The organism is Streptomyces sp. SID5785 (assembly GCF_009870065.1).
Classification (GTDB): Bacteria; Actinomycetota; Actinomycetes; order Streptomycetales; family Streptomycetaceae; genus Streptomyces.
In genome coordinates this window covers 1-6,366 of record NZ_WWIA01000987.1, presented here as the reverse complement: position 1 = coordinate 6,366, position 6,366 = coordinate 1, and the positions used below count along the sequence as shown (strand labels likewise).

8 protein-coding genes are annotated in these 6,366 nt (G+C 72.8%); 5 read left to right on the top strand and 3 right to left on the bottom strand.

Features of this window, described 5'->3' with window-relative positions; translation table 11 throughout:
* Positions 1-62: 62 nt before the first annotated feature.
* The gene (locus GTW43_RS37755; protein WP_202502223.1) at positions 63-272 is read right to left on the bottom strand and encodes a hypothetical protein; all 210 of its coding nucleotides are present in this window, start codon (positions 270-272) and stop codon (positions 63-65) included.
* Positions 262-1,590, bottom strand: a complete 1,329-nt coding sequence (locus GTW43_RS32275; RefSeq protein ID WP_161305518.1) for a PspC domain-containing protein — start codon at positions 1,588-1,590, stop codon at positions 262-264. Before GTW43_RS32275 ends, GTW43_RS37755 begins: the two co-directional genes overlap by 11 nt.
* A gap of 152 nt (positions 1,591-1,742) precedes the next feature.
* On the opposite strand from GTW43_RS32275, the gene GTW43_RS32270 reads away from it, so the two are divergent.
* From GTW43_RS32270 to GTW43_RS32260, 3 genes are read left to right on the top strand one after another with little or no spacing between them, the layout of a single operon-like run.
* Positions 1,743-3,032: an ATP-binding protein gene (locus tag GTW43_RS32270; protein WP_161305517.1), complete on the top strand. Its 1,290-nt coding sequence runs from the start codon at positions 1,743-1,745 to the stop codon at positions 3,030-3,032.
* A gap of 38 nt (positions 3,033-3,070) precedes the next feature.
* A complete protein-coding gene (locus GTW43_RS32265) occupies positions 3,071-3,772 on the top strand; it encodes a response regulator transcription factor (protein WP_161305520.1) in 702 nt (233 codons plus the stop codon).
* Positions 3,769-4,572 (top strand): phosphotransferase, encoded by an 804-nt coding sequence (locus tag GTW43_RS32260; protein ID WP_161305516.1) that lies wholly within the window; start codon positions 3,769-3,771, stop codon positions 4,570-4,572. Before GTW43_RS32265 ends, GTW43_RS32260 begins: the two co-directional genes overlap by 4 nt.
* Here the strand turns inward: GTW43_RS32260 and GTW43_RS32255 are convergent.
* Entirely contained in the window at positions 4,550-5,029 is a 480-nt protein-coding gene (locus GTW43_RS32255) for an ATP-binding protein (RefSeq protein ID WP_161305515.1), read from the bottom strand. The genes GTW43_RS32260 and GTW43_RS32255 overlap by 23 nt on opposite strands.
* Before the next feature lie 72 nt (positions 5,030-5,101).
* On the opposite strand from GTW43_RS32255, the gene GTW43_RS32250 reads away from it, so the two are divergent.
* Together GTW43_RS32250 and GTW43_RS32245 are read left to right on the top strand one after the other, a co-directional pair.
* Positions 5,102-5,908, top strand: coding sequence for a helix-turn-helix transcriptional regulator (locus GTW43_RS32250; RefSeq protein ID WP_343246181.1), 807 nt, complete (start codon positions 5,102-5,104; stop codon positions 5,906-5,908).
* Positions 5,905-6,159, top strand: coding sequence for a DUF397 domain-containing protein (locus tag GTW43_RS32245; protein WP_161305514.1), 255 nt, complete (start codon positions 5,905-5,907; stop codon positions 6,157-6,159). The genes GTW43_RS32250 and GTW43_RS32245 overlap by 4 nt, the downstream gene beginning before the upstream one ends.
* The last annotated feature ends 207 nt before the right edge of the window (positions 6,160-6,366 follow it).

The following is a 6,366-nucleotide window of genomic DNA, read 5'->3' as shown; positions in this document are numbered from 1 at the left end:
TGACATCAGCGGCTCCGCCGCGGGGCGCGACCGGCCACGGACCACGCGCCCCCGGCAACGGGTCAGTCGCCCCGACGGCGCCGCCTGCGCACCCGCACCAGCTGCGCGAGGGCCCCCACACTCCCGGCCACCACCAACCCCCCGCACACCACAGGGACGGCGACCCACCAGGGAGCCGTCCAGACTCCTCCCGCATCGGCGAGGTACATCCCCGCCGCCACCATCAGGACGATCCCGGCCAGCAGCCGCCCCGGAAAGAACTCATGCCGCACGGGACACCTCCACCTGTCCGAGCCCGACCTCGACGTGGATCTCCAGCGTGCCGACGTCCTCGCTGCCGTGCGCCGCGGGCAGGGCCACCCGGTCGTCCACCCCGGGCCGCACGTCGACGTCCCCGGACCGGTCGTCCGGCAGCCGCACCGCACCGACCCCGACCTGGAGCCGCAGCTCGACCTTCTCGTCCGCGGGCACCACGAGCCTCATCCTCCCGGCGCCCACCTCGACGTGTGTCGACAGTGAGTCGCCGCCCGCCACGTCCACGCCGGACAGATCGAGGGTGCCGCTGCCCGAACCCAGCTGGTAGCGCGGCTCCACCTGGGCGGCGCTCGCCGGGGTCCACGTCTTGCGGGCCCACTCGGTGGTGATGTCGGCGGGCAGCGCGGCCGACGCCGTGAGCAGCCCGGCCGTGAGCACCGCGAGCACGATCGATCCGGCCCCGATCCGGCCGAGGAACGCGCTGAGCGCGATCCCGAGCCCGAACACGGCGAGCGCGCAGGCCAGCCCGATCTGCAGACTTCCGGACAGGGTGTGGTCGTCCCAGGTCAGCCCGGTGCCGAGCCCCGCGGCGAGCAGCGCGGCGAGGAACACCCGGCCGCCGATGCCCCGCGGCCCGCGCGGCACGGGCGGTGCCGGGGGCCGCTTCGTGGAGGGGCCGCGGGCCCCCGCGTACCGGGGCTGCCCGGCGGCGGGTGCGGGCGACGGGCCCGCCGCCGGACCGGGCACGAGGTCCTCGCTGCCCGGCGGCCCCCAGAAGTACCCGGTGGCACCGTCGTGCGTGCCGTCCTTCACGATCGGGTCGCGCCACCAGGACCGCGCCCCGGCGACCGGCGGCGCCTGTGCCTCCGGCGGCGCGTCGGCCACGGCCTGCGCCGCGACCGGGTCGGGCGCGGCGGTGCGCCGCTGCTGCGACCAGTAACCGGCGCCCGCGAGCAGCAGGGCGAGGACGGCGGCGAAGGTGAACACCCCGCCGTTGTTCAGCATCGTCAGGAACACGCCGCAGCCGACCAGCGCCGTGACGATGGCGGCGAGCCCCGGACCGTCGACGCGCCCGGTCAGCAGTTTGCGGAACTCGTTCTCCTCCTCGTCCTCGTACGGGACGAAGAGCCAGGCGAAGCCGTAGAAGATGAGGCCCACGCCGCCGGTCACGGAGAGCACGGACAGCACGATCCGGAAGATCACCGGGTCCATGTCGCACTGCCGGCCGAGGCCCGCGCAGACGCCGCCCAGCGTCTTGTACCGCCGGTCGCGGCGGAAGCGGAGCGCGTGCCGCCCGCCGTCGGGGACCGTCGGGTCCCGGGTTTCCTCCGTCATGCGTCCATGGTGCCGGTCCCGGGACGCGCGGGGCAGCCGGGACAACCCTGGACGGACCCTGAGATCGTCCCTGAGCCGGGCGCGGAGATCAGGGGAGTCCCAGGGGCCGACCCTGATGCCACGGGCCGGGTCCGCGTGTGACGATCGGTGGCATGCCGGAAGCAGCGACCGCCCCCCTCACCGAAGAACCGCGGCCGCCGCGCAAGCTCTACCGCAGCAGCGACGGTCGCTGGCTGGGCGGAGTCGCGCGGGGTCTCGCCGGGCATCTCGGGCTGCCGGTGGTCTGGGTCCGGCTCGTCTTCGTCGGCCTGTTCATGGCGGACGGGCTCGGGGCGCTGCTCTACGCGGCGTTCTGGTTCTTCGTGCCGCTCGGCGTCGGCGGGGTCGGCGGCGACCGGCCGTCCGTGCTGACCACCGAGACGTCCCCCGACGGACGCCGCAGGCTCGTCGCGCGCCGCCCCGACAAGGGGCAGATCCTCGCCCTCGTCCTCATGGTCATCGTCGCGATGATCTTCGTGCAGAACGTGAACCTGACGGGCAACACCAAGGCGTACGTGGTGCCCACGGTGCTCGTCGCCGCGGGTGTCGCCCTGGTCTGGCGGCAGGCGGACAACGCGCGCCGCGCCCGCTGGATGGAGGCGGGCCGCCGCCGGCGCACCCTGAACCTGGCGCGCGCCGCGGCCGGTGTGCTGCTCGTCGGCACCGGGGTCACCGGCATGTTCGTCACGCAGGGAGCCACCGAGCACCTCGGCTCGATCCTCCAGGCCGCCCTCGCGGTCCTGGTCGGCGTGGCCCTCCTCGCGGGCCCCTACCTGATCCGCATGACCCAGGACCTGTCCGAGGAGCGCCTCATGCGCATCCGGGCCCAGGAGCGCGCCGAGGTCGCCGCCCACGTCCACGACTCCGTCCTGCACACCCTCACCCTGATCCAGCGCAACGCGGACAACGCGAACGAGGTCCGCCGCCTCGCCCGCGCCCAGGAGCGCGACCTGCGGGCCTGGCTCTACAAACCGGCCGCCGCGGAGAACCCGCAGGAGCCCGAGACGGTCGCCGAGGCCGTCAAGCGCAACGCGGCGGAGGTCGAGGACAAGCACGGCGTCCCGCTCGAGGTCGTGGTCGTCGGCGACTGCCCGCTCGACGAGGCGTTCGGCGCGCAGATGCAGGCCGCGCGGGAAGCGATGGTGAACGCCGCCAAGTACGGTGGCGAGGGCGGGGCCGTCCAGGTCTTCGCGGAGGTGGAGACGACGGACGCGGGGATCGAGGTGTTCGTGTCCGTACGGGACCGCGGGCCCGGATTCGACCTCGACTCCATCCCCGCCGACCGCATGGGCGTAAGAGAATCGATCATCGGCCGGATGGAGCGCAACGGCGGGACGGCCCGGCTGCGGGCGGTCCCGGACGGCGGCACGGAGGTCGAACTGACCATGAGGAGCACCCGGTGAGCGGGCTCGACGACAAGGCCGGAGAGGACGAGGACGTCATGACGGAACCGACAGCGACCACCGAGGAGACCGGCCCGGGACGGCACGTGCGGGTGGTCCTCGTCGACGACCACCGCATGTTCCGCACCGGCGTCCAGGCCGAGATCGGCCGCACCGAGGAGACCGGCGTCGAGGTCGTCGGCGAGGCCGCCGACGTCGACCAGGCGGTCACCGTCATCACCGCGACCCGCCCCGAGGTCGTCCTGCTCGACGTCCATCTGCCGGGCGGCGGCGGCGTCGAAGTCCTGCGCCGCAGCGCCGCGTTGATGTCCGACCCGGACAACCCCGTCCGCTTCCTGGCCCTGTCGGTGTCGGACGCGGCGGAGGACGTGATCGGCGTGATCCGCGGCGGCGCCCGCGGCTACGTCACCAAGACCATCACCGGCACCGACCTGGTCAACTCCGTCTTCCGGGTCCAGGAGGGCGACGCCGTCTTCTCGCCGCGCCTCGCGGGCTTCGTCCTCGACGCCTTCGCCTCGACGGACGCCCCACCGGTCGACGAGGACCTGGACCGCCTCACCCAGCGCGAGCGCGAGGTCCTGCGCCTCATCGCCCGCGGCTACGCGTACAAGGAGATCGCGAAGCAGCTCTTCATCTCGGTCAAGACGGTCGAGTCCCACGTCTCGGCGGTCCTGCGCAAACTCCAGCTCTCCAACCGCCACGAACTGACCCGCTGGGCGACGGCCCGCCGCCTGGTGTGACCACCCCGGAACCGCTTCCCGGCGGCCTCGCCAACGCGGGCGCGGTCTTCCGCACCGGCAGGGCGGTCGACCGCCCTGCCCCGGCGCACGCCCCCGCACTCCACGCCCGGTTGCGGGCGCTGCGCGCGCGGGGCTTCGACGGGGCGCCGCTGCCCGTCGCCCACGACCCGGCCACCGGCCGGGAGCGGCTCACGTACGTCCCCGGCGACGTGGCCCTGCCGCCCTTCCCCGCCTGGGCCATGACCGACGCGTCGCTCCGCTCGGTGGGCGCCCTGCTGCGCCGTCTGCACGACGCGTCCGCACTCGACGCCGCAGCCCGGGACGCGGACTGGCCGCGGGACATGGCCGACCCCGAGGGCGGCCCGGTCCTGTGCCACAACGACGTCTGCCCCGAGAACGTCGTCTTCCGCGACGGCCGGGCCGCCGCCCTCATCGACTTCGACCTCGCGGCCCCGGGCCGCCCGGTGTGGGACCTCGCGATGACCGCCCGCTACTGGATCCCCATGCTCGACCCGCACGCCGCGGCGCACTCCTACCCGCCGCACCTCGACGTCCCGCGCCGCCTCACCGTCCTCGCCGACGCGTACGGCCTCGGCAGCCCCGCCGACCGCGCCGCGCTCCCCGCCACGATCGAGGACACCACGGCGGTCTGCCGCGCCTTCGTCGCCGCCCGCCTGGCCGCGGGAGACCCGCACTTCACCCGCATCCACGAGGAGCGCGGCGGCTGGCCCCGCTGGGACCGCCTCCAGACCTGGCTGACGGACCACCGCGCGGAGTTCACGACGGCCCTGACCGGCTGACGTCCGGGCGCCCTTGCGCAGGCGTCTCCTCTCCGGCCTTCATCTCGAACCACACCACCTTGCCCACGCCGGGTTCCCGCCGCTGCGCGCCCCACGCGTCCGCCAGCATGGCCACGAGCGCCAGTCCGCGCCCCGACTCGGCGTCGACCGGCGCAGGTCCGGGCGACACGGGCGCCGGAAGCACCTCACTCGCATCCGTCACCTGGACCCGGAGCCGGCCCTCGGAGAGCACCGCCCGGGCCCAGATCTCGCGGCCGGCCGGGACCCGGGCGTGCAGGTACGCGTTCGTCATCAGCTCGCTGAGCAGCAGCTCCGCCGTCTCGATCACCTCCTTCTCCAGCCCCCACGACGCGGCCTGTTCCCGGAACAGCGAGCGCGCCCTCCCCACGCTCCGTGCGCGCCGTGGCATGCGCCACTCGATGTCCTGCGGAAGCCTCGTGGGCGGTTCGCTGTGCATGCGCACCACGGTTCCGCCCGAGCCGCGGCCGGGGGAGTAACCACAGGGGTACAGCGGGTAGTTGTACCCCTCGTGGACCCGGTGACGAATCCTGCGTGGCGCTATTGCGGCAGTCAGATCAAGCTCTGGCGCACCGAGGCCGGTGTCGCCCGCGAGACTCTGGCCGACGAGGCCGGGTACGGCTACGAGTACGTGAAGTCGATGGAGAACGGCCGTCGCCGCCCCACGACCCACCTCCTCCAGATCGCGGACCAGCTGTGCCGGGCGGGCGGGAAGATCGTCGCGGCGCAGGAGTACCTCAAGCCGGAGCCGCACCCGCAGCGTTCCCAGGAGTTCATGGAGATCGAGAAGGAAGCGATCGCCTCCTTCTCGTACCAGCCGCTCCTCATTCCAGGGCAGCTTCAGACGCGGGAGTACGCGCACGCTCTCATCAGTGCCAGCTCCCCGCCCCTTGACGACGAGACCGTCGAGGAGCGCATCGTCGGCCGGCTCAAGCGGCAGGAAGCGATGATCGCCCGTACTGGCGCCATGTACGGCTTTGTGGTGTACGAGGCGGCACTGCGCACTGCTGTGGGAGGTGCAGGGGCGATGCGTGAGCAGCTCCAACACATCCTGGACCTAGGGCGGTTGCATCATGTCTCGATTCAGGTGCTGCCTACGGGGCGTGCGTGTGGGGTGGCCCTCAACGGTTCCCTTGTTCTGCTGGAGAGCCCCGATCACGAGCACCACGCGTATGTGGAGGGGCCGGAGACGGGCGCCCTGTATACGGACCCGGCCAAGGTCAGTGTGCTTACTCGGACGCATGGCATGATCCGCACACACGCGCTTAGCGTCGAGGAGTCGGCCGAGTTCATCGGAAAGGTGGCTCAGGAGCTGTGAGCACGCACCTGATGTGGTTCAAGTCCAGCTATAGCGACAGCCAGGGAGGCGACTGCATCGAAGCCGCCCTGGACTGGCACAAGTCCAGCCACAGCGACAGTCAGGGCGGCAACTGCGTCGAAGCTGCCCGCACCCCCCACCGCATCCACCTCCGCGACTCGAAGCTCGGCCCCCAGAGCCCGAGCTTCGCCGCAACTGGCCCCGCCTGGACCGCATTTCTGGCGCACGCCTGCGCCGATCGCACCGCCTGAGCGCCGAGCTTCGGGACGCGAGCCCTGCCTTCAGTGGAATGGGTGGACGGGTCTCGACCCACCACCCACCCTCCCCCGATGCCGTCCGCGATGACTTTCCGTGATCGGCTTGCGGCGGAGGGTCGCGGCGCTCTAGGTTCGCGACAACAAACAACCCCGGCAGGGTGCTACCAACACCCGCCGGGGTCTGACCCTCAAGATCAGGAA